The sequence below is a fragment of the Kineococcus sp. TRM81007 genome, assembly GCF_022669155.1.
Classification (GTDB): Bacteria; Actinomycetota; Actinomycetes; order Actinomycetales; family Kineococcaceae; genus Kineococcus.
In genome coordinates, this window is record NZ_JALBVB010000052.1 from 53,823 (window position 1) to 79,180 (window position 25,358).

Annotated in this window: 24 protein-coding genes; 16 read left to right on the forward strand and 8 right to left on the reverse strand. The window is 75.9% G+C overall.

Annotated elements, in window-relative coordinates:
• Positions 1-27: 27 nt before the first annotated feature.
• The 5 genes from pdxS to ruvC all read left to right on the forward strand — a co-directional run bounded on the left by pdxS (position 28) and on the right by ruvC (position 3,667).
• Positions 28-948 (forward strand): pyridoxal 5'-phosphate synthase lyase subunit PdxS, encoded by a 921-nt coding sequence (gene pdxS, locus MN205_RS10800; RefSeq protein ID WP_242127344.1) that lies wholly within the window; start codon positions 28-30, stop codon positions 946-948.
• A 37-nt stretch (positions 949-985) separates the two neighbouring features.
• On the forward strand, positions 986-1,495 hold the full coding sequence (locus MN205_RS10805) for an NUDIX hydrolase (protein WP_255819041.1): 510 nt from the start codon (positions 986-988) through the stop codon (positions 1,493-1,495).
• A gap of 26 nt (positions 1,496-1,521) precedes the next feature.
• Entirely contained in the window at positions 1,522-2,166 is a 645-nt protein-coding gene (gene pdxT, locus MN205_RS10810) for a pyridoxal 5'-phosphate synthase glutaminase subunit PdxT (protein ID WP_242127094.1), read from the forward strand.
• Between the two features lie 48 nt (positions 2,167-2,214).
• The gene (locus tag MN205_RS10815) at positions 2,215-2,976 is read left to right on the forward strand and encodes a YebC/PmpR family DNA-binding transcriptional regulator (protein WP_242127096.1); all 762 of its coding nucleotides are present in this window, start codon (positions 2,215-2,217) and stop codon (positions 2,974-2,976) included.
• Between the two features lie 70 nt (positions 2,977-3,046).
• Positions 3,047-3,667 (forward strand): crossover junction endodeoxyribonuclease RuvC, encoded by a 621-nt coding sequence (gene ruvC, locus MN205_RS10820; RefSeq protein WP_242127098.1) that lies wholly within the window; start codon positions 3,047-3,049, stop codon positions 3,665-3,667.
• A gap of 36 nt (positions 3,668-3,703) precedes the next feature.
• On the opposite strand, the gene MN205_RS10825 is transcribed toward ruvC, so the two are convergent.
• Together MN205_RS10825 and MN205_RS10830 are read right to left on the reverse strand one after the other, a co-directional pair.
• Positions 3,704-4,726, reverse strand: a complete 1,023-nt coding sequence (locus MN205_RS10825) for a hypothetical protein (RefSeq protein ID WP_242127100.1) — start codon at positions 4,724-4,726, stop codon at positions 3,704-3,706.
• Between the two features lie 59 nt (positions 4,727-4,785).
• Positions 4,786-5,490 (reverse strand): dienelactone hydrolase family protein, encoded by a 705-nt coding sequence (locus tag MN205_RS10830; RefSeq protein WP_242127101.1) that lies wholly within the window; start codon positions 5,488-5,490, stop codon positions 4,786-4,788.
• A gap of 118 nt (positions 5,491-5,608) precedes the next feature.
• Here MN205_RS10830 and ruvA point away from each other — a divergent pair, with 118 nt between their 5' ends.
• From ruvA to MN205_RS10865, 7 genes are all read left to right on the forward strand, one after another.
• The gene (gene ruvA, locus MN205_RS10835) at positions 5,609-6,214 is read left to right on the forward strand and encodes a Holliday junction branch migration protein RuvA (RefSeq protein ID WP_242127103.1); all 606 of its coding nucleotides are present in this window, start codon (positions 5,609-5,611) and stop codon (positions 6,212-6,214) included.
• A gap of 7 nt (positions 6,215-6,221) precedes the next feature.
• Positions 6,222-7,310, forward strand: coding sequence for a Holliday junction branch migration DNA helicase RuvB (gene ruvB / locus MN205_RS10840; RefSeq protein WP_308220268.1), 1,089 nt, complete (start codon positions 6,222-6,224; stop codon positions 7,308-7,310).
• A gap of 214 nt (positions 7,311-7,524) precedes the next feature.
• Positions 7,525-7,908 carry a preprotein translocase subunit YajC gene (yajC, locus tag MN205_RS10845; protein ID WP_242127105.1) on the forward strand — a complete coding sequence of 128 codons (384 nt, stop codon included), beginning with the start codon at positions 7,525-7,527 and terminating at the stop codon, positions 7,906-7,908.
• A gap of 132 nt (positions 7,909-8,040) precedes the next feature.
• Positions 8,041-9,999, forward strand: coding sequence for a protein translocase subunit SecD (gene secD, locus MN205_RS10850; protein WP_242127108.1), 1,959 nt, complete (start codon positions 8,041-8,043; stop codon positions 9,997-9,999).
• A complete protein-coding gene (gene secF / locus MN205_RS10855) occupies positions 9,999-11,048 on the forward strand; it encodes a protein translocase subunit SecF (RefSeq protein ID WP_242127110.1) in 1,050 nt (349 codons plus the stop codon). Before secD ends, secF begins: the two co-directional genes overlap by 1 nt.
• Before the next feature lie 2 nt (positions 11,049-11,050).
• Positions 11,051-11,614 carry an adenine phosphoribosyltransferase gene (locus MN205_RS10860; RefSeq protein ID WP_242127111.1) on the forward strand — a complete coding sequence of 188 codons (564 nt, stop codon included), beginning with the start codon at positions 11,051-11,053 and terminating at the stop codon, positions 11,612-11,614.
• Positions 11,615-11,693: 79 nt separating this feature from the next.
• A complete protein-coding gene (locus tag MN205_RS10865) occupies positions 11,694-14,159 on the forward strand; it encodes a bifunctional (p)ppGpp synthetase/guanosine-3',5'-bis(diphosphate) 3'-pyrophosphohydrolase (protein ID WP_305037199.1) in 2,466 nt (821 codons plus the stop codon).
• Positions 14,160-14,179: 20 nt separating this feature from the next.
• Here MN205_RS10865 and MN205_RS10870 read toward each other — a convergent pair whose 3' ends face one another.
• On the reverse strand, positions 14,180-14,806 hold the full coding sequence (locus tag MN205_RS10870; RefSeq protein ID WP_242127113.1) for a hypothetical protein: 627 nt from the start codon (positions 14,804-14,806) through the stop codon (positions 14,180-14,182).
• A 134-nt stretch (positions 14,807-14,940) separates the two neighbouring features.
• Positions 14,941-16,635, reverse strand: coding sequence for a DUF349 domain-containing protein (locus tag MN205_RS10875; protein WP_242127114.1), 1,695 nt, complete (start codon positions 16,633-16,635; stop codon positions 14,941-14,943).
• Positions 16,636-16,756: 121 nt separating this feature from the next.
• Here MN205_RS10875 and MN205_RS10880 point away from each other — a divergent pair, with 121 nt between their 5' ends.
• Positions 16,757-17,431, forward strand: coding sequence for an MBL fold metallo-hydrolase (locus tag MN205_RS10880; RefSeq protein ID WP_242127117.1), 675 nt, complete (start codon positions 16,757-16,759; stop codon positions 17,429-17,431).
• 9 nt (positions 17,432-17,440) lie between these two features.
• Here the strand turns inward: MN205_RS10880 and MN205_RS10885 are convergent, their stop codons facing one another.
• A complete protein-coding gene (locus tag MN205_RS10885; RefSeq protein WP_242127119.1) occupies positions 17,441-18,106 on the reverse strand; it encodes a pentapeptide repeat-containing protein in 666 nt (221 codons plus the stop codon).
• Positions 18,107-18,560: 454 nt separating this feature from the next.
• On the opposite strand from MN205_RS10885, the gene aspS reads away from it, so the two are divergent.
• Both aspS and MN205_RS21845 read left to right on the forward strand, forming a co-directional pair.
• Positions 18,561-20,342, forward strand: coding sequence for an aspartate--tRNA ligase (gene aspS, locus MN205_RS10890; RefSeq protein ID WP_374115912.1), 1,782 nt, complete (start codon positions 18,561-18,563; stop codon positions 20,340-20,342).
• Complete coding sequence (locus MN205_RS21845; protein ID WP_242127123.1) at positions 20,335-21,021, forward strand: phosphatase PAP2 family protein; 687 nt, start codon at positions 20,335-20,337, stop codon at positions 21,019-21,021. The genes aspS and MN205_RS21845 overlap by 8 nt, the downstream gene beginning before the upstream one ends.
• Here the strand turns inward: MN205_RS21845 and MN205_RS10900 are convergent.
• The 3 genes from MN205_RS10900 to MN205_RS10910 all read right to left on the reverse strand — a co-directional run bounded on the left by MN205_RS10900 (position 21,005) and on the right by MN205_RS10910 (position 23,717).
• Complete coding sequence (locus MN205_RS10900; RefSeq protein ID WP_242127125.1) at positions 21,005-21,295, reverse strand: hypothetical protein; 291 nt, start codon at positions 21,293-21,295, stop codon at positions 21,005-21,007. The two genes, MN205_RS21845 and MN205_RS10900, sit on opposite strands and share 17 nt — an antisense overlap.
• A 93-nt stretch (positions 21,296-21,388) precedes the next feature.
• Positions 21,389-22,924, reverse strand: coding sequence for a cell wall metabolism sensor histidine kinase WalK (locus MN205_RS21245; RefSeq protein ID WP_242127127.1), 1,536 nt, complete (start codon positions 22,922-22,924; stop codon positions 21,389-21,391).
• A 49-nt stretch (positions 22,925-22,973) separates the two neighbouring features.
• Entirely contained in the window at positions 22,974-23,717 is a 744-nt protein-coding gene (locus MN205_RS10910) for a response regulator transcription factor (protein ID WP_305037200.1), read from the reverse strand.
• Positions 23,718-23,879: 162 nt separating this feature from the next.
• Here MN205_RS10910 and MN205_RS10915 point away from each other — a divergent pair, with 162 nt between their 5' ends.
• Positions 23,880-25,265: a replication-associated recombination protein A gene (locus tag MN205_RS10915; RefSeq protein WP_242127129.1), complete on the forward strand. Its 1,386-nt coding sequence runs from the start codon at positions 23,880-23,882 to the stop codon at positions 25,263-25,265.
• Positions 25,266-25,358 lie beyond the last annotated feature (93 nt).

The following is a 25,358-nucleotide window of genomic DNA, read 5'->3' on the forward strand; positions in this document are numbered from 1 at the left end:
ACCGACCAGTCCACCCCCCGTGCCGGGATGCCCGCGCCCCGGGCCGAGGTCCGCGCCGGCGCGGGTCCCGCCGTCGGCACCGACCGCGTCAAGCGTGGCATGGCCGAGATGCTCAAGGGTGGTGTGATCATGGACGTCGTCACCGCCGAGCAGGCCCGCATCGCCGCCGACGCCGGCGCCGTGGCCGTCATGGCCCTGGAGCGGGTGCCCGCCGACATCCGCGCCCAGGGCGGCGTGTCCCGCATGTCCGACCCGGACGTGATCGAGTCGATCGTCTCCGCGGTGTCCATCCCCGTGATGGCCAAGGCCCGCATCGGTCACTTCGTCGAGGCGCAGGTGCTGCAGTCCCTCGGCGTGGACTACGTCGACGAGTCCGAGGTCCTCACCCCGGCCGACTACGCCCACCACATCGACAAGCACGCGTTCACCGTGCCGTTCGTGTGCGGGGCCACGAACCTGGGCGAGGCGCTGCGGCGCATCACCGAGGGCGCGGCGATGATCCGCTCCAAGGGGGAGGCCGGCACCGGCGACGTCTCCAACGCGGTCACGCACGTGCGCACCATCCGCGCGGAGGTCAACCGGCTGCGCTCGATGGCGCCGGACGAGCTGTACGTGGCGGCGAAGGAGATGGCCGCCCCCTACGAGCTGGTCCGCGAGGTCGCCGAGCGCGGGGAGCTGCCCGTGGTGCTCTTCACCGCCGGCGGCATCGCCACCCCCGCGGACGCGGCGATGATGATGCAGCTCGGCGCCGACGGCGTCTTCGTCGGCTCGGGCATCTTCAAGTCCGGCAACCCCGCTCAGCGCGCCGAGGCGATCGTCAAGGCCACCACCTTCCACGACGACCCCGACGTCGTCGCGAAGGTCTCCCGCGGTCTGGGCGAGGCCATGGTGGGGCTGAACGTCGAGGCCCTCCCGGAGCCGCACCGCCTGGCCACCCGCGGCTGGTGACCCGCTGAGCGAGCAGGACCCGGGCGAGCACGACCCGCTGGGCCCGGAGTGGGGCACCGCCCCCGACGGGACCCGCACCCGCAGCGCGGCCCGCGTCGTCGTCCTCGACGACGCGGGTCGCGTGCTGCTCGTGCGCGGCACCGACCCCAGCGCACCGGGGGCGGCGTGGTGGTTCACGGTGGGTGGCGGCCGCGACGCCGCCGAGCCGGCCCGGTGCGCAGCGGTCCGCGAGCTGGGCGAGGAGACCGGCATCGTCGCCGACCCGGCCGAGCTGGTGGGCCCGGTGTGGGAGCGCACTGCCGACTTCCCCTACCTCGGGCAGCGCTGCCGCCAGCACGAGGAGTTCTTCGTGCACCGCCTGCCCGCCCCCGCGCAGCTGTCCCGCGAGCGGTGGACGGCCCTGGAGGTCGCCACCCTCACCGACGTGCGCTGGTGGGACGTGGCCGAGCTGGCCCGCACCACCGACACCGTGTACCCCGCCGCTCTGGCGCACCTGCTCGCGCAGCTGCCGGTGCGCTGGGACGGGCCACCCCTGCGGATCGCCTGAGCAGGGAGCGGTCCTACGCTCACCCGGTGCGCGAGGAACCGGTGATCGGGGTGCTGGCCCTGCAGGGCGACGTCCGTGAGCACCTGGCGGCCCTGACCGCCGCGGGGGCGCGCGCCGTCACGGTGCGCCGCGAGCGCGAGCTGGCGGAGGTGGACGGCCTGGTCCTGCCCGGCGGGGAGTCCACCACCATCGACCGCCTGCTGCGCACCTTCGAGCTGCGCGAGCCGCTGCGCGAGCGCGTCGACGGCGGCCTGCCCGTCTACGGCTCCTGCGCGGGCATGATCCTGCTCGCGGACCGCGTCCTGGACGGCGCGCCGGACCAGCGGACCCTCGGCGGCATCGACATCACGGTGCGGCGCAACGCCTTCGGGCGGCAGGTGGAGAGCTGGGAGGAGGACCTCCCGGTCGAGGGCGTCACCGACGGCGGCGATGACGTGCGCGCCGTCTTCATCCGCGCACCGTGGGTGGAGGAGGCCGGCGAGGGTGTGCGGGTGCTCGCCCGGGTGGGCTCCGGGCCGGCCGCGGGTAGGATCGTCGCAGTGCGTTCCGGCGATCTGCTGGCGACGTCGTTCCACCCGGAGATCACCGGGGACGACCGGGTGCACCGCTACTTCGTGGACCTGGTGCGAGGCCGGGACCGCGGGCAGGGGCACGAGGAGCGGCGGGGCTGAGATCGCCCGGCAGACATCGACCAGCGAGCGAACGGCGGAGGGAACACCATGTCCGGCCACTCCAAGTGGGCGACGACCAAGCACAAGAAGGCCGTCGTCGACGCCAAGCGCGCCAAGAGCTTCGCTCGGCTGATCAAGAACATCGAGGTCGCGGCCCGCACCGGCGGCGGCGACCCCGCGGGCAACCCGACGCTGTACGACGCCATCCAGAAGGCCAAGAAGACCTCCGTGCCGGCGGACAACATCGACCGCGCCGTCAAGCGCGGTTCGGGTGCCGAGGCCGGCGGCGCCGACTGGCAGACGATCATGTACGAGGGGTACGGCCCCAACGGCGTGGCGATGCTCGTGGAGTGCCTGACGGACAACAAGAACCGCGCGGCCATGGAGGTCCGCACGGCGATGACCCGCAACGGCGGCTCGATGGCCGACCCGGGCAGCGTGGCGTACATGTTCAGCCGCAAGGGCGTCGTCGTCATCGGCAAGGAGGGCACCGACCTCACGGAGGACGACGTCCTGGCCGCCGTCCTGGAGGCCGGCGCCGAGGAGGTCACCGACCAGGGCGACACCTTCGAGGTCGTCTGCGAGCCCACCGACCTGGTGGCCGTGCGCGAGGCCCTGCAGGCGGCGGGGATCGACTACGACTCCGCCGACGCCAGCTTCGTGCCCAGCGTGCAGGTGCCGCTGGACGCCGAGGGCGCCGCGAAGGTCTTCCGGCTCGTCGACGCGCTCGACGACTGCGACGACGTGCAGAACGTCTTCGCCAACTACGACGTCTCCGACGACGTCATGGCGGCCCTCGAGGACGCCTGAGCGGCCCACCGCAGGCGCGTCCCGCGCGCCCGGGACGGCCCCCACCTCGCCGCGTGCGAGGCTGGGGGCCGTGCGCGTCCTCGCCGTCGACCCCGGTCTCACCCGCTGCGGTCTGGGGGTGGTCGAGTCCACCGGCTCCACCGCCGCCGCCCGGGCGGCGGGTCGTCGCGTGCGGATGGTCGCCGTCGGCGTCGTGCGCACCCCCGCCGACGAGCCCGTGGCCGCCCGGCTGCTGTCCGTGGCCGACGGGCTGGACGAGTGGTTGGACGAGCACACCCCCGACGTGGTCGCCGTCGAGCGCGTCTTCGCCCAGGCCAACGTCCGCTCGGTGATGGGTACCGCCCAGGCCGCCGGACTGGTGCTCGTCGCCGCCGCCCGGCGCGGGCTGCCGGTGGCGATGCACACGCCCAGCGAGGTCAAGGCCGCCGTCACCGGTTCCGGGCGCGCCGGCAAGGAGCAGGTGACCGCGATGGTGACCCGCATCCTCGGCCTGGACGCACCGCCCCGGCCCGCCGACGCCGCCGACGCGCTGGCGCTGGCGCTGTGCCACCTGTGGCGGGGGTCGGCCACCACCCGGCTGGAGGCCGCCGCGCACGGCGCCCTCGTCACCGGGCGGCGCAACGGCTACGCCGAGGCGGCTCGTGCCGCCGCCCGCCGGCCGGTGGGGCAGCCCGGGCGCGCCACCCGCTGACGGGGCTCCTCAGCCGCGACGGTGCGGCGGCTCTCCTCAGCCGCGACGGTGCGGCAGCGCCGCCACCAGGGTCAGGAGCGCCGCGGCGACGTCCTCCACGAGCGCGGCGTCCACGTCCGGCACGCGCTCGCCCGCCCAGGCGCGCCAGGCGGCACCGGCGTACGAGCCGGCCGCGGCACCGGCCAACCCGGCCAGCGCCGGCAGGAGCGTCCTGCTGCGCTCACGGCGCGCCAGGGCGGCGGCGCCCACCGCTCCCGTCAGCAGTCGGGGCGGCAACCCGCTGGCGCCGAGTCTGCTGGGCGTGCCCGGCAGCTTGTCGGCGATGAGCTCACCACCCAGAGCGAGGCCGCTGAGCGCGGCGGCCGGGGCGCCGCCGGGCAGCGCCCGGGTCCCGGCGGACAGCAGCGCGGGGCCGGCCAGGCCCAGGGAGCTGCGCCCGCCCGCCGCCACGCCCAGCAGCGCGCTGCGCAGCACCAGGCCCGCGGAGGCGCGGGACGGGGAGCGGCGTCCGGCAGCCGGCCGGTCCAGCGAGGGCAGGTCCACGATCGGGGTGCGGGCCCGCCCGGGGACCGGGTCCAGGGCGCGCAGCGTCGCGTGGGTGACCACGCCGTAGGCCAGGTGCGGCAGGGCGTCGGAGACCCAGTCCTGCGTGCCCCAGGTGCGCAGGTCGGTCACGCCGAGCGCGTGCGCCGGCAGGTCGGTCGCCGCCATCGCGAGCGCGCCGGTGACCACGCCGCCCAGGCCGGCGGGCATGCGCAGCCCGGCGGCGCGGCCCAGCCCGACGAGCTTGCCCACCCCGACACCGGCGGCGTACCCGGACAGCGCGCCCAGGGCGCTGGTGCGGTGCGCGCGCTCGGCGCCGCGGCCGGCCACCGGGCGCCCGAGGCGCTCGGCCAGGGCGGTGGCCGTCTGCTCGGGCACCGCGCTGGGGGCGCGGCCGCGCACGGCCATGTCGCCGTACGTGACGGCGTTGAGGACCGTCGTGCCCGCGGCGCCGGAAGCGGCGCCGGCGAGGAGCACGCCGAGGGGGCTGCGGGGGCTGCGTGTCGTCGAGGTCACCGCGCCACTGTCCTGCCGTCCCCGCCGGTCGGCCACTCGGCGCCGCCCCGCGCGGACGGTCAGCGCAGGTGCTCGCGCAGGAACGCCGTGGTGCGCGACCAGGCCAGCTCCGCGGCCTCGGGGCGGTGGTTCGGGCGCTCGTCGTTGTAGAAGGCGTGCGGAGCCGGGTAGGTGCGGAAGTCCACCTCGGCGCCGGACTGCTCGCGCACGCGCCGTTCGGTCTCGCGCACCGCGTCCAGCGGCACGGAGGCGTCCTCCTCGCCGAAGTGCCCCAGCACCGCCGCCCGCAGCCCCGAGAAGTCCGTGGTCGGCCCGGGGATCCCGTACCAGGGCACGGCCGCCCCGATCCGCTCGCCCTGCTGGGCGGCGAGGGTGAGGACGAACGCCCCGCCCATGCAGAAGCCCACCGCACCGACGGTGGCGGAGGTCGTCTCCGGCCGGGCCAGCAGGTGCGTCACCGCGCCGGCCAGGTCCCGGGCCGCCCGCTCGGGCGGCAGCTCGGCCAGGAAGCGCTGCGCCTCCTCGGCGTCGTGCGTGGTGCGCCCGCCGTACAGGTCGGGCGCCAGGGCGACGAAGCCCTCGGACGCGAAGCGGTCGACGACACCGGCGACGTGGTCGGTCAGGCCCCACCACTCCTGCACGACGATCACCCCCGGCCCGCTGCCGGAGGCCGGCACCCGCAGGTAGCCGTGCGCGTGACCACTCTCGGAGGCGCTCTCGAACGTGACGTTCTGGCGGGGGTTGGCGTGCTGCTCGTGGCTCACGGCACCCGATCGTGCCGCCTGCGGCCGCGCGCCGCGCGGGGGGGTGTCGGTCGCGCTCGTTAGCCTTCGCTCGTACACGTGTTCGCGCGGGGCCGTCCCGCGCTGGGGTGGAGGTCGTGTGATCGCGTCGGTGCGCGGGCGGGTGCTCGCGGTGCGGCTGGACTCGGCGGTCGTCGAGGTCGGCGGGGTGGGCGTGCTCGTGCAGGCCGCCCCCGCGACGCTGGCGGCGCTGCGGCTCGGTGAGGAGGCCACGCTCGCGACGAGCCTGGTGGTGCGCGAGGATTCCCTGACGCTGTTCGGCTTCGCCGACGCCGACGAGCGCGAGGTCTTCGAGGTCCTGCAGACCGTCTCCGGCGTGGGCCCGCGCCTGGCGCTGGCGATGCTCGCGGTGCACCGCCCCGACGGCCTGCGCGCCGCCGTGGCCGCGGAGGACCACGCCGCGCTGGTGCGGGTGCCCGGCATCGGCAAGAAGGGCGCGCAGCGGATCTGCCTGGAGCTGGGCGACCGGCTCGGCCCGCCCAGCGGGGCGGCCGCCCCGGCGGTGCCCGCGCCGGCCGTCGAGGACGCCCGCCGCCAGCAGGTCGTCGACGCCCTGGCGGGCCTGGGCTACGCGCCGAAGCAGGCCGGGGACGCGGTGGACGCGGTGGTGGGCGAGGACGAGGTGGGCGTGACGGACGTGGCGGGAACCCTGCGCTCCGCCCTGCGGCACCTGTCGGGACGCTGACGCGCCGATGGCGAGGGAGGACGACGTGAGCGAGCGGATGGTCACGGCGGGCGCCGACGAGGGGGAGCGCGCCGCCGAGTCGGCGCTGCGCCCGCACGGCCTGGACGAGTTCGTCGGCCAGAAGGTCGTGCGCGAGCAGCTCTCGCTGGTGCTCGACGCGGCGAGGGCCCGTGGCGGTACCAGCGACCACGTGCTCTTCTCCGGCCCGCCCGGGCTGGGCAAGACGACGCTGGCGATGATCGTCGCCGCCGAGATGGGGGCGCCGCTGCGGCAGTCCAGCGGCCCGGCGATCCAGCACGCCGGCGACCTCGCCGCCGTGCTCAGCTCCCTCGACGAGGGTGAGGTCCTCTTCCTCGACGAGATCCACCGCATGGCGCGCCCGGCGGAGGAGATGCTGTACATGGCGATGGAGGACTACCGCGTCGACGTCGTCGTGGGCAAGGGACCGGGCGCCACCGCCATCCCGCTGGAGCTGCCGCGCTTCACGCTGGTGGGCGCGACCACGCGCGCCGGGCTGCTGCCGGCGCCGCTGCGCGACCGCTTCGGCTTCACGGGCTACCTGGACTTCTACACGCCCGAGGAGCTCGTGCAGGTGCTGCGCCGCTCCGCCGCCCTGATGGGGGTGCAGCTGACCGCGGAGGGCGCCGTCGAGATCGGCCGTCGCTCGCGCGGCACCCCGCGCATCGCCAACCGGTTGCTGCGCCGGGTGCGGGACTGGGCCCAGGTGCGCGGTTCGGGACTGGTGGACCGCCGCGCGGCCCGCGCCGCGCTGGAGGTGTATGAGGTGGACGAGCGCGGTCTGGACCGGCTCGACCGGGCCGTGCTGGACGCGCTGTGCCGCCGCTTCGGCGGCGGGCCGGTGGGGTTGTCCACCCTCGCGGTCGTCGTGGGGGAGGAGGCCGAGACCGTGGAGACGGTCGCCGAGCCGTTCCTGGTGCGCGAGGGGCTGCTGGGCCGCACCCCGCGCGGGCGCGTGGCGCTGCCGGAGACGTGGGCCCACCTGGGGCTGACCCCACCGCGGGACGCCGCCTGGCAGCTGCTGCCGGAGCCTGCCGGCGAGGGGGACGACGAGGCGGACGGCGCCGGCGGCGCGTGAGCCGCCCGGGGGAGCGGCGGACCGGGGGTGCGGGCCACGTCGCTGTCCAGGGCTGTCCGGGTGATCCGTCTAGACTGCGCGGGCGGGCCGGCCGGCCGGCGCCTGCCGGGTCGAGGAACCCGCAGCGGGTGCCTGGCGTTGGCCCGCCGTGCCGGCAACGGGCCGGCGCGGGTGCCGGTGCGCCGTCGAACCCACCGGCGCGGAGAGGGATGTCGTGGGTGGTGGCGGCGGTAGCCAGCTGATCTTCCTGCTGCTGATGGTCGCGCTGCTGGTCTTCATGTTCAGCCGGACGCGCAAGCAGCAGCGGGCCCAGGTGGAGATGCAGAACAGCGTCGGTCCGGGTGCCGAGGTCATGACGACGTCGGGCACCTACGGGACGGTCGTGGACGTCGACGGCGACACGGTCGTCCTGGAGATCGCGCCGGGCGTGCGCACCCGGTGGGCGCGGCGCGCGGTCGCGCGCGTGGTGACCCCGGCCCTGGCGCCGGTGAGCCCTGCCGACGCCGTTCCCGGCGCCGAGGGCGGCCTGGACCTGCGCAAGCCCGGTCAGGACCCGGCGGGCGACGACCCCGCGGACGGCGGCGCCCACCGCGCCTGACACGCCCTGCGCCGCTGCGCCCGTCCCGCTCACAGCGGTTACTGGTATGACAGCGGCCATCTACTATCAGTGACAAGCTTGCGCTGACCGGGTGACGACCGTCTCCGGGTGAGCCCCGTCCCGAGGTACCCAGTGTCCAACGACAGGCCCCCGCGCGTGCGCCGAGGCGCACCCATCCGCCGTCCCCACCCCGGGCGCACCCTGGTGCTGCTGGCGGTGCTGGTCGCGCTGCTGTTCGGCGCCGTCGGCGCCGGCTCGATCTGGGGGACCGCGCGCTGGTCGCCGGGTCTGGCCCTCGACCTGGAGGGCGGCACCCAGGTCGTCCTGACACCGCGTGCCGTCGACGGCGGTGAGGTCGAGACCGAGCAGGTGCAGCGCGCAGCGAACATCATCCGCCAGCGCGTGGACGCGACCGGGGTCTCCGAGGCCCAGGTGCAGGTGCAGGGCGGGGAGAACATCACGGTCTCCATCCCCGGCCGGGCCACCCGCGAGCAGCTCGACCTCATCGCCCGGTCAGCGCAGCTGCGCATGCGACCGGTGATCTACGCCGAGCCGGTCGCCCTGTCCATGGACCCCGAGCCCACGGCGGTGCCCGAGGAGGGTGCGACCCCGACCGAGGGTGCGACCCCGACCCCCACGCAGAGCGCCGACGGCGCGGCGGCGCCCGCCGCCCTGCAGCGGGCCACCACGGCCCCCGCCGAGCCCGCGGCCCCCGCCGAGCCCGCGGCCCCCGCCGAGCCGGCGCCCACCCCGCCCTCCCTCACCGAGCTGGCCACCCCGCGGCCCACCCCAGGGCCCGGGCAGCCGAGCGAGGCGCCCACCCCGGCCCCCACGGACGCCAGCGACGACGCGTGGCTGTCCAGCCCCGGGCTGGTGGAGGTCTTCCAGGGCCTGGACTGCTCGGACCCGGCGCAGCGCGCCGGCGGCCTCCTCGAGGACCCCGACCTGCCGCTGGTCACCTGCAACCAGGAAGGCACTGAGAAGTACGTCCTCGGGCCCGCCGTGATCGAGGGCACCCAGCTGACCGACGCCACCGCCGCCCAGGCGCGCAACGACCAGGGGTACGCGACCGGTGGCTGGGCCGTGCAGCTGTCCTTCGACGCCAGCGGCGACGCGGTCTTCCAGGAGCTGACCGCGCGCATCTCGCAGCTGAGCGACCCCAAGAACCGCTTCGCCGCGGTCCTGGACGGCCTCGTCGTCACCGCCCCGAGCGTCAGCCAGACGATCGTGGGCGACCCGGAGATCACCGGGAACTTCACGCAGGCCAGCGCCGACGCGCTCGCCCAGCAGCTGAAGTTCGGCGCCCTGCCGCTGTCCTTCGTGGTGCAGACCGAGGAGCAGATCTCCGCGACGCTCGGCGAGGACCAGCTGCGCAACGGCCTGATCGCCGGGCTCGTCGGCCTGCTGCTCGTCGTGGCGTACTCGGTCCTGCAGTACCGCGCCCTGGCGGTGGTCACGATCGGCAGCCTGGCGCTGGCCGCGCTGCTGACCTACGGCGTCATCCTGCTGCTGAGCTGGCTGCAGGGCTTCCGGCTGAGCCTGGCCGGCGTTGCCGGCCTCATCGTCGCGGTCGGCATCACCGCCGACTCCTTCATCATCTTCTTCGAGCGCGTGCGCGACGAGATCCGCGACGGGCGCGCGCTCACCTCCGCCGTCGAGGCCGGCTGGCACCGGGCGCGCCGCACGATCCTCGTCTCGGACGCGGTGAGCCTGCTCTCGGCGGTCGTGCTGTTCGTCCTCGCGGTCGGCAACGTGCGCGGCTTCGCCTACACGCTCGGCATCACCACGCTCATCGACCTGCTCGTCGTCGTGCTCTTCACGCACCCCGTCGTGGGGCTGCTGGCGCGCACGAAGTTCTTCGGCGGCGGGCACAAGCTGTCCGGGTTCGACCCCGAGCACCTCGGCTCGACCGTCGCGCGGCACGCGCTGCACCACGGCGCGCACCGCCCCACGGTCGCCGAGCGGCGCGCTGCGGAGCGGGCCCGGGCAGCCCAGGGCGACGAGACGGGCGGCGCTGCGGACGGCGGCGCGGACGACGAGGCGGCGCGCACCGGCGGGGCCGGTGCCGCGAGCGACAGGAGCGACGCCTGATGGGCATGGCAGCAGTGGGCAACCGGCTCTACACCGGTGAGTCCTCCTTCGACTTCGTGGGCCGGCGCAAGCTGTGGTTCCTCATCGCCGCCGTGTGCGTCGCGCTGTCCGCGGTGCTCCTCGTCAAGCCCGGCCTGAACTTCGGCATCGAGTTCGAGGGCGGCTCGCAGTTCCGCGTCACCGGCTCCAGCGACCAGCAGGCCGCCCGCCAGGCCGTCGAGTCCGTCCTGCCGGGCACCGTGCCCGAGGTGACGCAGGTCGGCACCGACGGCGTGCGCGTGCAGACGGAGACGGTCAGCACCGACGAGCTGGACCGGGTCCGTCAGGAGCTCGCCACGGTCCTGGGCGTGCCGGTGGAGGACGTGACCTCCTCGGCCGTGGGCCCCAGCTGGGGCCAGGACGTGACGGACAAGGCCCTCACCGCGCTGGTGATCTTCTTCGTCCTCGTCTCGGTGGTCATGGCGGTGTACTTCCGCACCTGGACGATGGCGCTGGCCTCCATGGTCGCGCTCGTGCACGACCTCGTCATCACCGCCGGCGTCTACGCCCTCGTCGGCTTCGAGGTCACCCCCGCCTCCGTCATCGGCTTCCTCACGATCCTCGGGTACTCGCTGTACGACACCGTGGTCGTCTTCGACAAGGTGCGCGAGAACACCGACGAGGCGTTCGTGAAGCGCGACCGCACGTTCGCGCGGGCGGCGAACCTCGCCGTCAACCAGACCGTGGTTCGCTCGGTGAACACCACGGTCGTGGCGCTGCTGCCCGTGGCGGCCATCCTGTTCATCGGCGACCTCCTGCTGGGCGCCGGCACGCTGCGCGACATCAGCCTGGCCCTGTTCGTCGGGACCATCGTGGGCGCCTACTCCTCGATCTTCGTCGCCACCCCGCTGCTGGTGGTGCTGCGCTCGCGCGAGCCGCGGGTGCGGGCGCTGGACGCCGCCGTGACCGAGCGCGGCGCGCGCGGCGAGACGGAGCCGGTCGGGGCCGCGTCGGCGGGCGCGACCGCCGCCGGCACCACCACGGACGGCACCACCGGCGGTACCGCGTGAGCGTGCCGCAGGAGTCCCGGCAGCACGCCGTGCCCGGTGCGGACCGCGTGGCCGCGCTGGTGGACGCGGGGCTGCGGACCGTCCCCGACTTCCCCACCCCCGGGGTCCTGTTCCGGGACATGACGCCGTTGCTGGCCGACCCGGCCGCCTTCGCCGCGGTCCTGGCGGCGCTGGCCGACGTGGCGCGCAGCGCGGGCGCGGAGGCGGTGGCCGGGGTGGAGGCGCGCGGGTTCATGCTCGCCGCGCCCGTCGCCGAGCGCACCGGCCTGCCCTTCTGGCCGGTGCGCAAGGCGGGCAAGCTGCCCGGGCCGGTGCTGCGGCGCGAGTACGCCCTGGAGTACGGCACCGCCGCCCTCGAGCTGCGCGGCGACCTCGTGCGTCCCGGCCAGCGGGTCCTCGTGCTCGACGACGTGCTCGCCACCGGCGGCACCGCGCGCGCCGCGTGCGAGCTGGTCGAGGAGGCCGGCGCCCGCGTGGTGGCCCTGGCGGTCCTGCTCGAGCTGACCGCTCTCGGTGGTCGCGCCCGGCTGGGCGAGCGTGACGTGCTGGCGCTGAGCACCACCTGACCCGACCCTCCGGGGCGCTGCGGTCCGCGCGGTGGCCCGACGGCTCCTAGACTGGCCCTCTGCGGACAGGAGGAGCGCCATGGCGGACGGCACGGGCACCGACGGCCGAGCGGTGGGGGTCCACCCCGCACCGCCGGAGGGTGAGGACACCCGCGCCCGCACGGCGGCCCCCCCTCCCGCACCGTCCTCGGTCCTGCCCGCCCCGGTCGCGGCCTCCCACCCGGCCCCGCCGGTGGCCCGCCCCGCCGGGCCGGAGCGCCGCCGCAACGGGGAACGCGCCCGCCCGGCCGAACCGGTCCACACCGGCCCGGTCACCGCCAGCCGCATGCTCTCGCGGCTGGCCCGCTTCGGTCAGCACCGCCAGTCCAGCGTCTCGCCGGTGCTCGAGCCGCTGCTGCGGACGGTGCGGATGACGCACCCGAAGGCGGACCTCAGCGTCGTCGAGCGCGCCTTCGACCGCGCCGAGAACGCCCACGACGGCCAGCGCCGCAAGAGCGGCGACCCGTACATCACCCACCCCGTGGCCGTGGCGACCATCCTGGCGGAGCTGGGCATGACGCCGTCCACGCTGGCCGCGGCCCTGCTGCACGACACCGTCGAGGACACCGACTACTCCCTGAGCGACCTGCGGGGCGAGTTCGGCGACGAGATCGCCCAGCTCGTCGACGGCGTCACCAAGCTGGACAAGGTCACCTACGGCGAGGCCGCGCAGTCCGAGACGGTCCGCAAGATGATCGTGGCGATGGCCAAGGACATCCGCGTCCTGGTCATCAAGCTGGCCGACCGCCTGCACAACGCCCGCACCTGGCGCTACGTCCCCGCGGCCTCCGCGGAGAAGAAGGCCCGCGAGACGCTGGAGATCTACGCACCGCTGGCCCACCGGCTGGGCATGAACACCATCAAGTGGGAGCTGGAGGACCTGGCGTTCGCCACGGTCTACCCCAAGGTGTTCGACGAGATCGTGCGGCTGGTGGCCGACCGCGCCCCCGCCCGCGAGGAGTACCTGGCCGGGGTTCGCACCCAGATCGAGGACGACCTCAAGAGCGCGCGCGTGCGGGCCACCGTGACGGGCCGGCCCAAGCACTACTACTCGATCTACCAGAAGATGATCGTGCGCGGGCGCGACTTCGCCGAGATCTACGACCTGGTGGGCGTGCGCGTCCTCGTGGACTCGGTGCGCGACTGCTACGCGGTCCTCGGCGCCCTGCACGCGCGGTGGAACCCGGTCCCGGGCCGGTTCAAGGACTACATCGCGATGCCGAAGTTCAACATGTACCAGTCGTTGCACACGACGGTCATCGGGCCCGAGGGCAAACCCGTCGAGATCCAGATCCGCACCTTCACGATGCACCGCCGCGCCGAGTACGGCGTGGCCGCCCACTGGAAGTACAAGGACGACCCCAACGCCACCGGCGGCAAGCGCGACAACGAGATGGAGTGGCTGAAGTCCGTCGTCGACTGGCAGCGCGAGTCGCCCTCCAGCGAGTTCCTCGACGACCTGCGCTTCGAGATCAACGCCGGCCAGGTGTTCGTCTTCACGCCCAAGGGCGACGTGCGCGAACTGCCCGCCGGGTCCACCCCGGTGGACTTCGCCTACGCCGTGCACACCGAGGTCGGTCACCGCACGATGGGCGCGCGCGTCAACGGCCGTCTCGTGCCGCTGGACTCCACCCTCGACAACGGTGACCTGGTGGAGATCTTCACCTCCAAGGCGGACGGTGCGGGCCCCAGCCGCGACTGGCTGCAGTTCGTCAAGTCCCCCCGGGCGCGCAACAAGATCAAGCAGCACTTCTCCAAGGAGCGGCGCGAGGAGGCGATCGACCTCGGCAAGGAGGAGATCGCCCGCGCCATGCGCAAGCAGCACCTGCCGCTGCAGCGGCTGGTGTCGCACGAGTCCCTGCTGGCGGTGGCGCGCGAGCTGAACCTCGCCGACGTCTCCGCGCTGTACGCCGCGGTCGGGGAGAAGCACGTCTCGGCCCAGCACGTGGTGGACAAGCTCCTCGTCGCCGTCGGTGGCGAAGCAGCCGTCGAGGAGGACCTCGCCGAGGCCACCACTCCCGGGGCGCCGCGCACCGGCCGCGCCGGCGGTGACGCCAGGATCGTCGTCGACGGCAGCGGTGACGTGTGGGCGAAGCTGGCGAAGTGCTGCACCCCGGTGCCCACCGACCCGATCATCGGGTTCGTCACCCGCGGCGCCGGTGTCTCCGTGCACCGCCAGGACTGCGAGAACGTCGTGCGGTTGCGCCACGAGCCGGAACGCATCGTGCACGTGGCGTGGGGTTCGGCGTCCTCGCCGACCGGTTCCTCCCGGCTGTTCCTCGTGCAGATCCAGGTCGAGGCGCTGGACCGTTCGCGGTTGCTGTCGGACGTGACCCGCGTGCTCTCCGACAACCACGTGAACATCCTGTCCGCCACGGTCAGCACCAGCCGCGACCGCGTGGCGGTGTCGAAGTTCTCCTTCGAGATGGCCGAGCCGAACCACCTGGGGCACGTGCTGAACGCGGTCCGCCGCGTCGACGGCGTGTTCGACGCCTACCGCGTCTGACGACCCGGGCCGGGCCGGGCTCACCGCCCGACCGGGGCGGCGGCCAGCGCACGGCGGGCGGTGCGCACGTGCGCCCGGCCGCGGGCACGGCGCACCGCGAGCTCGACGTCCCCGCTGTCGACCCCGGAGGCGGTCAGGAGCTCGCGCAGCCGTGCCGCGGAGCGCGGTGCGGTGCGGGCGACGTCCAGCAGGGTGCGCGCCGGGCAGGTCAGTGCCAGCCCCGCCACGTCCACGACCTCCCGCTCGTCGAGCAGGCAGCGCGAGGCGACCAGGCGCACCCCGCCGACGCTGCGGTGGCGCGCTGCTCCCGGGCGCACCACCTGCACCTGCTGGGGCGGCGGCAGCGGTGCGCCCACGTGCACCCACGCGGCCGCCCACCCCACGACCACCGCGCCGGGCGGCACGAGCAGCCCGAGCGCACGGGCCCGCACGCCGGTGTCCGCTTGCACGCCGGCGGCGACGACCACGTCGCCGACCACGCGGCGCAGCAGACCGTCGCGCACGTCCCTGACGGTGGCGGCGCGGGCGGCCGCCGAGGGGCCGGGCCGCCACGGCCCCGAGGGGTCCGGGCAGCGGCCGCGCTCCAGCAGGTCGGTGAGCCAGGCGGGCGAGGAGGAGGCCGGCGGAGGCGGCGAGAACGCGGTCACGCACGCAGTGGACCGCACCGCGCACCCCGGCGGCGGCACGAGGCCGGATGCCTGTGGACGCCCGCCGGAACCGCGGTGCTGTGGGTGCACCGCGGTCCCGGCGGGCCTCAGCGCCCCGGTGTCAGCGACCGGTGTCAGCGACCGGTCTCGCGCAGCGCCGCCTGCGCGGCGTCCAGCCACGCGCGCCGGGCGCGCAGCGCCTCCTCGGCGCGGGCCAGGGCCCGGGCGTCACCCTGGGCGCGGGCCTTCTCCACGTCGTCCTCGAGGTCGCGGATGGCCGACTCCAGCTGGCTGGCCAGCCCGCCGGCGCGCGCCTGCGCCTCCGGGTTGGAGCGCGACCATCGGGCCTGCTCCGCGTCGCGCACGGCCGTCTCCACCGCCCGCAGGCGCCCTTCGACGCGGTTCAGGTCCCCCCTCGGCACCTTGCCGGCCGCTTCCCAGCGGTCCTGGATGCCGCGCAGCGCCGCCTTCGCGGCACCGACGTCCTTGATCGGCAGCAGCGCCTCGGCCTCGACGAGCAGCTCCTCCTTCACGGCGAGGTTGCCGCGGAACTCCTCGTCGACCGCCTCGTTGGCGGCGGTGCGGGCCGCGAAGAAGACGTCCTGGGCGGCGCGGAACCGCTCCCACAGCGCGTCGTCGTCCTTGCGGCCCAGCCGGCCCGCGGCCTTCCAGCGGTCCATGAGGGTGCGGTAGGCCGTCGTCGTGCCCCGCCAGTCGGTGGAGGTGGACAGCGCCTCGGCCTCCGCGACGAGCTTCTCCTTCTCGGCGCGGGTGCCGGAGCGCTGCTCACCCAGGGCGGCGAAGTGGTGCCGGCGCAGCTTGTCGAAGGTGCTGCGCGCGTGGCTGAACCGCTTCCACAGCTCGTCCTCGCTGCGCTTGTCCAGCCGGCCCTCGCGCTGGGCGGCCTTCCACTCCTCGAACAGCACCCGCAGCCGCTCGCCGGACGCGCGCCACTGCACCTTCTCGGGGTCCTGGGCGGCGATCGCCTCGGCCTCCTCCACGATCTCCACGCGGGCCGCGCGCAGCCGCTCGCGGTTCGCGGCCCGGGCGCGGTCGGCGGCCGCGCGCGCCTCGTCGGCGATGGTCGCCAGCGCCTCCACCCGGGCGGTCAGCGCGTCCAGGTCACCCACGGCGCGGGTCTCGGCCAGCGCGGTGCGCAGCGCGCTGACACCGGCGACGATGTCCTTGCCGGCCAGCTCGGTGCTGCGCAGCCGCTGCTCGAACAGGTCGACCTGCGCCACCAGCTCCTCGTACTTGCGCACGAAGTACGCCACCGCCTCCTCGGGGGTGGCGTCCGGGTACTGCCCGACCTCGTGCTCACCGTCGGCGCGGCGCACCCACACGGTGCCGTTCTCGTCCACGCGGCCGAAGGCGGCCGCGGCCTCGCGGTCCACCGACGTGGTGTGCACGACCTCCGTGGCCGGGGGCTCGGCGGCGGGGTCGTCGGTCAGCGCGCGCGGCGCCGCCGGGACCGGGGGCACGGACCGGGGGGAGGGGCGGCCGGCCAGCGCCGCCGGCGAGGGCCGCGTCGCCGCGGCGTCCGCGACGTCGCGGGCGTCCTCCACCGCCGCCGCGGGCGTCGCGGGCGCGGGCACCTCGCCGCCGCGTCCGCTCGCCTGCTCGGACGTCTGCTCCGGCGTCTGCTCCGGTGCCTGCACGGGCTCCTCCGCGGGCGCCTGCTCGGGCGCACCGGCCTGCGGGGGGGCCGGCTCACCGGCGGGGGCCTGCGGCTCCTGCGCCGCGGGGGTCTCCTGCTCCGCCGTCGTGGGGTCGCTGGGGGTGTCCTGAACGTCCTGGGCGGACGCCGGCTCCTGGGGGTGCTCGCTCACCCGCCGCAGTCTAGGTCCCGAGCTCCCCGGACGGCGCAGGTGCTCACCGGGCGTCGCGCAGCGCTCGCGCGCCGTGGTCACCCCCGGGCGTGCGCAGCGGGTTCCCCCTACTGTCGGCGGTGTGCTCGTGGAGACCGTGGAAGCGGCCGTCGCCGGGACCAACTGCTACGTCGTGGCCCCCGCGGCGGGGGAGGAGTGCGTCGTCGTCGACCCCGGCGTCGACGTCGCCGACCGGCTGGCCGAGGTCCTGCGCCGGCACCGGCTGCGCCCGGCGGCGGTGCTGCTGACCCACGGGCACTTCGACCACACGTGGTCCGTCACCCCCGTGTGCGGCGCCCACGGCGTGGCCGCCACCATCCACGCCGACGACGCCCACCGGCTGCGCGACCCCCTGGCGGGGATGGGCCCGCAGCTGCGGGCGGCCCTGCAGGCCTCCGGCGCCGGCGCCTGGCGCGAACCCGACGACGTGGTCACCGTCGGCGACGGCGCGCGGCTGGCGCTCGCGGGGCTGGACGTGAGCGTCAGCCACGCGCCCGGGCACACCGAGGGCTCGGTGCTCTTCGCCGTCGCCCGTCCCGGCGAGAGCGACCTGCTGCTGGCCGGGGACGTCCTCTTCGCCGGCTCGATCGGGCGCACGGACCTGCCCGGCGGCGACGGCGAGGCGATGGTGCGCAGCCTGGCCACGCGGGTGCTGCCGCTGGACGACGCCACCGACGTGCTGCCCGGTCACGGCCCGGCCACCACGATCGGCCGCGAGCGCGCCACCAACCCGTGGCTGCGGCAGCTGCAGGGGTGAGCCGCACGCTCAGCCGGCGACCGCGATCCCCAGGTGCGCCGCCAGCAGCGGCGCCAGGCGCAGCAGCTGCACCTCGCTGACGACCGCGCCGCGCAGCCCCGCCACGCCGCTGACGCCGTCCAGCTCGCTCGTGGAGACGTCCACGTCCGCCAGCCGCGCCGAGGACAGCTCCAGCGCCCCCACCCGGCAGTCCTCGAACCGCACGCGCGTCCAGCGGGCCCCGGTGGCGTCCACGTCGCGCAGGTCGCAGCCGGTGAACGTCACGTCCGTCAGCTCCGACTCGCGCAGGTCCGCGAAGTCGACCCGCGCGCCCGCGACCGCCACCCGGGTCAGCGAGGCTCCCGGCGCCGACAGCGCCCCCACCCGCAGCTGCTCCAGCGCGCACTCGCGCCAGGACGACGCGCGCAGCGTCAGCGCCGTCGCCGCCAGGCCGGCGACCACGCAGTCCACGAACCGCGCACCCGTCAGCACCAGGTCGTCGCCGCGGCAGCCGAGCAGCCGGCACCCCAGGAACCGCGCGTCGGTGACGTCCGCCCCCGACAGGTCCACGCCCTCCAGCAGGAGGTCGTCGTGCGGCGCCCCCGCGTCCGGCGCACGGGCGGAGCGCACCGCGTCGGCCGGGGCCGGCAGGTCGGGGGAGGGCGGAGCGGGCCGGCGCGGCGCGGATCGGGTCACGGCGCCACCCTCGCGCACGCTCCCGACACGTCGGCCGACCCGCCGCGAGCACCCCGCCGGTGACGGTACGTCGCCCGTTCCACCCGGTCGCCGCGGCCCGGCCCGTTCAGGGCGCACCGGGCGCGGTCGAAGCGGCAGGGGCATCCGACGAGCCGTGGAGCAGCCTCCGCCCGCGCGCGGAGCGTGCGCGAGGCCGCCGCCGACTGCCGCGCTGCGCCGGGACGTGGCCGGTGCGCACCACGTGCTCAGCACCCGCACCGACGGGCTCGCCTTCCACGACGACGGCTCCGTCGCCGACCACGCCGGCGCCGCCGCCGTCGTGGCCGCCGAGCTCGCCGGCGCCGGGGTCGGCGCCGCCCGCCGACCGCCCGGCCCCGCGCCGAGCCGCCGCGCCGGGCACGTCCGTAGGATCGTCGTCGCGCACCACCGCGCACGGACGACGAGAGGAACCCCCGTGCTCCGCACCCACGAGGCCGGCGCGCTGCGCGCCGGCCACGCAGGCCAGACCGTCACGCTCACCGGCTGGGTGGCGCGGCGGCGCGATCACGGCGGGGTGGCCTTCCTCGACCTGCGCGACGCCTCGGGCGTCGTGCAGGTCGTCGCGCGCGACGAGATCCTCGACGCCGGCGGCGCCCACGAGCTGCGCAACGAGTACTGCGTGCGGATCACCGGCGAGGTCCGGCTGCGCCCGGAGGGCAACGAGAACCCGGCCATCCCCACCGGTGCGGTCGAGGTCGACACGGCCGAGCTGGAGGTCCTCAGCGAGGCCGCCCCGCTGCCGTTCCAGATCGACGACACCCTCAACGTCGGCGAGGAGGCGCGGCTGAAGCACCGCTACCTGGACCTGCGCCGCAGCGGGCCCGCGCGCGCCCTGCGCCTGCGCAGCGCCGCCAACAAGGCCGCCCGCGAGGTGCTCGACGCCGACGGCTTCACCGAGGTCGAGACCCCCACGCTGACCCGGTCCACCCCCGAGGGCGCCCGCGACTTCCTGGTGCCCGCGCGCCTGGCCCCCGGCTCCTGGTACGCGCTGCCGCAGAGCCCCCAGCTGTTCAAGCAGCTGCTCATGGTCGGCGGCGTGGAGCGCTACTACCAGATCGCCCGCTGCTACCGCGACGAGGACTTCCGCGCCGACCGGCAGCCTGAGTTCACCCAGCTCGACATCGAGATGAGCTTCGTCGACCAGGACGACGTCATCGCCCTCGGCGAGCGGATCGTCGCCGCGCTGTGGAAGCTCATCGGTCACGACGTGCAGCTGCCCCTGCCGCGCATGACCTACGAGGAGGCCATGCGCCGCTACGGGTCCGACAAGCCGGACCTGCGGTTCGGCATCGAGCTCGTCGAGTGCACCGAGTTCTTCGCCGACACCGCCTTCCGGGTCTTCCAGGCCCCCTACGTCGGGGCCGTCGTCATGCCCGGCGGCGCCTCCCAGCCCCGCAAGACCCTCGACGCCTGGCAGGAGTGGGCCAAGCAGCGCGGCGCCCGCGGGCTGGCCTACGTCCTCGTCGGCGAGGACGGTGAGCTGTCCGGCCCCGTCGCGAAGAACCTCTCCGACACCGAGCGCGCCGGGATCGCCGCGCACGTCGGCGCGCAGCCCGGCGACTGCGTCTTCTTCGCCGCCGGTGCGGTGAACCCCTCGCGCGCGCTGCTCGGCGCCGCCCGCGGCGAGATCGCCCGGCGGATCGGCGCGATCGACGAGAACGCCTGGTCCTTCCTCTGGGTGGTCGACGCGCCCATGTTCAAGCCGGCCGCCGAGGACGACGACGTGTCCATCGGCGGCGGCGCTTGGAACGCGGTGCACCACGCGTTCACCGCGCCGAAGCCCGAGCACCTCGACACCTTCGACACCGACCCCGGCTCGGCGCTGACGAACGCCTACGACATCGTCTGCAACGGCAACGAGATCGGTGGCGGCTCGATCCGCATCCACCGCCGCGACGTCCAGGAGCGCGTGTTCGCGGTCATGGGCATCGACGAGGCGAGCGCGCGGGAGAAGTTCGGGTTCCTGCTCGACGCGTTCTCCTACGGCGCCCCGCCGCACGGCGGCATCGCGCTCGGGTGGGACCGCGTCGTGGCGCTGCTGGCCGGTGCGGACTCCATCCGCGAGGTCATCGCCTTCCCCAAGTCCGGCGGCGGGTACGACCCGCTGACCGCGGCGCCCGCGCCGATCACCGCGCAGCAGCGCAAGGAGGCCGGGGTCGACGCGAAGCCCGAGGAGCGCAAGCAGCCAGGTGCCTGAGCGCTCCCCTCGGGGCCCGGCGCTCGCGGCCGCGGCGTGCGCGGCCGCGGCCGCCGCGCTCACCGCGGCCGTCGCCTCGGGGGCGACCGCGAGCGTGGACGTGCCGCTCTCGCGCGCCGCGGTCGCCGCGGCCGTGGACTCCCCGGGCCTGACGCGAGCGGCCCAGGTGGTCGAGCACGTCACCGAGCCGGTGTGGCTGTACCTGGCGGCCCTGGTCGGCGTCGCGGCCTGCGCCCGCTCCGGCCGGCGGCGCCAGGCGCTGTGGGCGCTGCTCGCCGGTGCTGTCGCGGCCGTGGCCTCACCGGTGCTGAAGGCCCTCGTCGGGCGGACCCGCCCCGCGCTGGACGCCGGGCTGACCGGCTCCGACGGCGGGGCGTTCCCCTCCGGGCACTCCTTCGCCGCCGCCACCGTGGTGCTCGGCGCGCTCGTGCTCCTGCTGCCGCCGGCGCGCTCGCGGGCACGGCTCGCGCTGCGCGCCGCGGCGGGGGCGCTGGTGCTGCTGCTCATCGGCGTCGACCGCGTCTGGCTGGGTGCGCACTGGCCCACCGACGTCCTCGGCGGCTGGCTGATGGGCGCCGCCCTCGTCGCGCTGGCCGCGGCGCTGGCGGCCCGGGGGCGGCCGGCCACCGGGCGCCCGGCCCCCGGTGGGCCCGGCCCGGGGGTCAGAGCGAGACGGTGACCACGTACGTGCCGCGCCCGGCGCCCGTGCCGGTCGGCTCCACCGGCAGCGCGGCCGGGGAGGTCACCACGGCCGGTGCGGCGACGGGCACGCGCGCACCGGCGTCGACCGTGGTGACCGGTGCGGCGGAGGCGGTGCCCGCCGTGGTCACGGCCAGGCCGACGGAGGAGACGCCGGCGATGAGGCCGGCGGCCAGCGCCCGGCGGTGCAGCGCTGCGCTGCGCACGGATCGGCGGGTGGTGCGGGCGGCGGTGGCGGTCAGGTTCGTCGTCATGGCAGCAGAGTGCTCCGCGTCCCTGTGGCGTCGCTGTGGCGGCGATCGGGCCGCCCTGCCGGTTCCCTGTGCCTTCCCTGAGCGTGCGCCCGGTCAGCCGGCCGGGGCGGGAGGTGCGGCTCCCACCGCCGGCAGGCTCACCCGGAACGCGGTGCGCCCGGGGCGGGAGTCGACCGCGACCTCGCCGTGGTGGGACGCCACGACGGCCTGCACGATGGCCAGGCCCAGGCCGGTGCTGCCGGCGGCGCGGGAGCGGGAGGAGTCCCCGCGGGCGAACCGCTCGAAGACGTGGGGCAGCAGGTCCGGTGCGATGCCCGGCCCGTCGTCGACGACGTCCAGGTGCACTCGTCCCGCGCCGCCGGGGGCGGGGTCGGCGGCGAGGTGGACGGTGACCGTCGTGCCCGGTGGGGTGTGGCTGCGGGCGTTGGCCAGCAGGTTCACCAGCACCTGGTGCAGCCGGGCCGCGTCGCCGGGGACCTCCACGGCCTCCTCCGGCAGGTCCAGGCGCCAGGTGTGCTCGGGGCCCGCCACCCGCGCGTCGCTGACCGCGTCCAGCACGGTCATCGTCAGGTCGACGCTCTCGCGCTCCAGCGGCCGCCCGGAGTCCAGGCGAGCCAGCAGCAGCAGGTCCTCCACCAGGCCGGTCATGCGCACCGCCTCGGACTCCACGCGGCGCAGCGCGTGCGCCACGTCCGCCGGCACGCTCTCGCGGTTGCGGCGGGCCAGTTCGGCGTAGCCGCGGATCGCCGCCAGCGGGGTGCGCAGCTCGTGGCTGGCGTCGGCGACGAACTGGCGCACCCGCTGCTCGGAGGCGTGCCGGGCTCTCAGCGCGGAGCCGACGTGGTCCAGCAGGCGGTTCAGCGCCGAGCCGACCCGCCCCACCTCGGTGCGCTCGTCGGTGTCGGCCTCGGGCACGCGCTGCTCCAGGTCCACCTCCCCGCGGTCCAGCTCCAGCTCGGACACGCGCGCGGCGGTGGCCGCCACCCGCTGCAGCGGGGCCAGGTCGCGGCGCACCAGGACGGTGCCGGTGACCGCGGCGGCGGCCACGCCCAGCAGGATCACGGCGGCCTCCACTCCGACCACCGTCCACAGGGTCGTCTCCACACCCGTCAGCGGTACCCCGGTGACCTGCAGCGCACCCGTGGGCAGGGTCGCCGCCACCACGCGGTAGGTCCCCAGCCCGGGCAGCTCCACGGTGCGGGCGCCGCCCAGCTCCACCTGGCGCAGCACCTCGGCCTGCGCGTCGCTCAGCGCCACGGCGCACTCCTGGCTGCCGGTGCTGCTGGTGTCGATGACCCCCGACTGCCCCGCCACCAGCTGACCGCCGGCGAAGCGCGCACCCAGGGTCCCGTCCACCTGCCCGGGGCCCACGAAGGCGGGCCGCGTGCCCGAGGGGCAGGCGCTGGCCTCCTCCTCGTCCGGGGGCGGGCCGCCCCGCCCGCCGAACTCGGAGCGCTGGGCCAGCTCCACCGACTCGGCGAGCTGACCGTCGACCTGGTCCACCAGCTGCTCGCTCAGCGCGTACGTGGTCACCACGCCGATCACCAGCCCCACCGCCACCAGCAGTGAGGTGACCGTCGCGATGAGGCGCCCGCGCAGCGTCTGCGGGCGGCGCAGCGGGAACCTCACCGGTCCGCCCTCGCGCTGCCGGTGCGGTGCGTCACGTCCGGTGCGCCGCTCAGGCGGCCGGGTCGACGGCCGGCTTGAGGACGTACCCGGCGCCGCGCACGGTGTGGATCATGGGGGAGCGGCCGGCGTCGATCTTGCGGCGCAGGTAGGAGACGTACAGCTCCACGATGTTCGCCTGCCCGCCGAAGTCGTAGTTCCACACCCGGTCCAGGATCTGCGCCTTGGACAGCACCCGGCGCGGGTTGCGCATCAGGAAGCGCAGCAGCTCGAACTCCGTGGCCGTCAGCTTGACCTCCTCACCGCCCCGGAACACCTCGTGGCTGTCCTCGTCCAGCACCAGGTCGCCCACGCTGAGCACCGGCTCCTGCTTGGCGGCGGCCAGGCCGGAGCGGCGCACCAGGCTGCGCAGGCGGGCCACGACCTCCTCCAGGCTGAACGGCTTGGTGACGTAGTCGTCGCCGCCGGCCGTCAGGCCCGCCACCCGGTCCTCCACCGCGTCCTTGGCGGTCAGGAACAGCACCGGCACCTCGGTGGAGTCCGCGCGCAGCCGGCGCAGGACCTCCAGGCCGTCGATGTCCGGGAGCATGATGTCCAGCACGACCGCGTCGGGCCGGAAGGTGCGGGCGGTGCGCACGGCCTCCAGGCCGTCGGCGGCGGTGCGCACGTCCCAGCCCTCGTAGCGCAGCGCCATGCTGAGCAGCTCGGACAGGGTGGACTCGTCGTCGACGACGAGCACGCGCAGCGGGCTGCCGTCGGGGCGCTGCAGGTCGCTGCGGGTGGTGGTGGCGGTCATGCCCCCATCGTCGGTGCCCCGACTGCGACGCATCAGGGGAAAGGCTGAGAAGAACCTGTGCGGCCCGGGGACGTTCACCCGCACGGCCCAGCGCCGGCGCTCAGGAGGCGGCCGGCACCCGCGCGCCCCGGCCGGTCGCCGCAGGGGGTTAGCGTTCGGGCCGTGGCCGACCTGTTCTCCACCGACGCCGAGCCCGGCGGCGACCCGGCTCCCGCCGGCACCGGCCCCGCCGTGCTGGCCGGCGCACCGCTCGCGGTGCGGATGCGCCCGCGCGGCGTGGAGGAGGTCGTGGGCCAGCAGCACCTGCTGGGGCCCGGTTCCCCGCTGCGCCGGCTGGCCACCGAGGGCGACCTGGGTCGCGCCGGCCCCGCCTCGGTGGTGCTGTGGGGACCGCCCGGCACCGGCAAGACCACGCTGGCGCACGTCATCGCCCGCTCCGGCGGACGGCGCTTCGCGGAGCTGTCGGCGGTCACCGCCGGCGTGAAGGACGTGCGCCGCGTGGTGGACGAGGCCCGCGAGCACCGCGACCTGCACCGCCGGCAGACCGTGCTGTTCCTCGACGAGATCCACCGCTTCACCAAGGCCCAGCAGGACGCCCTGCTGCCGGCCGTGGAGAACCGCTGGGTGGTGCTGGTCGCGGCCACGACGGAGAACCCCAACTTCTCCGTGATCACCCCGCTGCTGTCGCGCTCGCTGCTGCTGACGCTGCGCCCGCTGGAGGACGACGACGTGCGCGGCCTGCTGCGTGCGGCGCTCGCCGACCCGCGCGGCCTGGCCGGGGAGGTGGAGCTGAGCGCGGAGGCGCTGGAGCACCTGGTGCGCGTGGCCGACGGCGACGCGCGGCGCGCGCTGACCGCGCTGGAGGCCGCGGCGGGTGCCGCCTTCGACGCCCCGGTGGCGCAGGGCGCGCGCCCGGTGGTGGCGCTGGAGCACGCCGAGCGGGCGCTGGACCGCGCGGCGGTGCGCTACGACCGCGCCGGCGACCAGCACTACGACGTGGTCAGCGCGTTCATCAAGTCGATGCGCGGCTCGGACGTGGACGCCGCCCTGCACTACCTGGCGCGCATGGTGGAGGCGGGGGAGGACCCCCGCTTCATCGCCCGGCGCATCGTCATCGCCGCCGCCGAGGACGTCGGCATGGCCGACCCCTCGGCGCTGCAGACCGCCGTGGCCGCGATGCACGCCGTGGCGCAGATCGGGATGCCCGAGGCCCGCATCGTGCTGGCGCAGGCGGTCGTGCACAACGCCACCGCGCCGAAGTCCAACGCCGTCTACAACGGTGTGAACGCGGCGATCGCGGACGTGCGGGCGGGGATGGCGGGGCCCGTGCCCGCGCACCTGCGCGACGCGCACTACTCCGGGGCGAAGCGGCTGGGGCACGGCGGGGGGTACGTCTACACCCACGACGTGCCCGCCGGGGTGGCCGCGCAGCAGTACGCCCCCGACGGGCTCGTCGGCAAGGACTACTACGCGCCCACCGACCGCGGCTTCGAGGCGCAGCTGCGCGAGCGCGTGGCGCGCCTGCGCCGCCTCGTCCGCGGCCGCTGAGCCCACCCGCCCCCCGCCCCCGGCTCTCCCTCCCGCGCTTCTGCTCCGAGTTCGGGTACCAGGCGCCACCGGCGTGGGCGACCCTCACCCGCG

Excerpts from the sequence above, each read along its gene's own strand:
- MN205_RS10865 (WP_305037199.1), top strand. The coding sequence starts at position 11,694 with ATGGCGGACGGCACGGGCACCGACGGCCGAGCGGTGGGGGTCCACCCC.
- pdxS (WP_242127344.1), top strand. The coding sequence starts at position 28 with ATGCCCGCGCCCCGGGCCGAGGTCCGCGCCGGCGCGGGTCCCGCCGTC.
- MN205_RS10815 (WP_242127096.1), top strand. The coding sequence starts at position 2,215 with ATGTCCGGCCACTCCAAGTGGGCGACGACCAAGCACAAGAAGGCCGTC.
- secF (WP_242127110.1), top strand. The coding sequence starts at position 9,999 with ATGGGCATGGCAGCAGTGGGCAACCGGCTCTACACCGGTGAGTCCTCC.
- ruvB (WP_308220268.1), top strand. The coding sequence starts at position 6,222 with ATGGCGAGGGAGGACGACGTGAGCGAGCGGATGGTCACGGCGGGCGCC.
- MN205_RS10910 (WP_305037200.1), bottom strand. The coding sequence starts at position 23,717 with ATGACCGCCACCACCACCCGCAGCGACCTGCAGCGCCCCGACGGCAGC.
- MN205_RS10900 (WP_242127125.1), bottom strand. The coding sequence starts at position 21,295 with ATGACGACGAACCTGACCGCCACCGCCGCCCGCACCACCCGCCGATCC.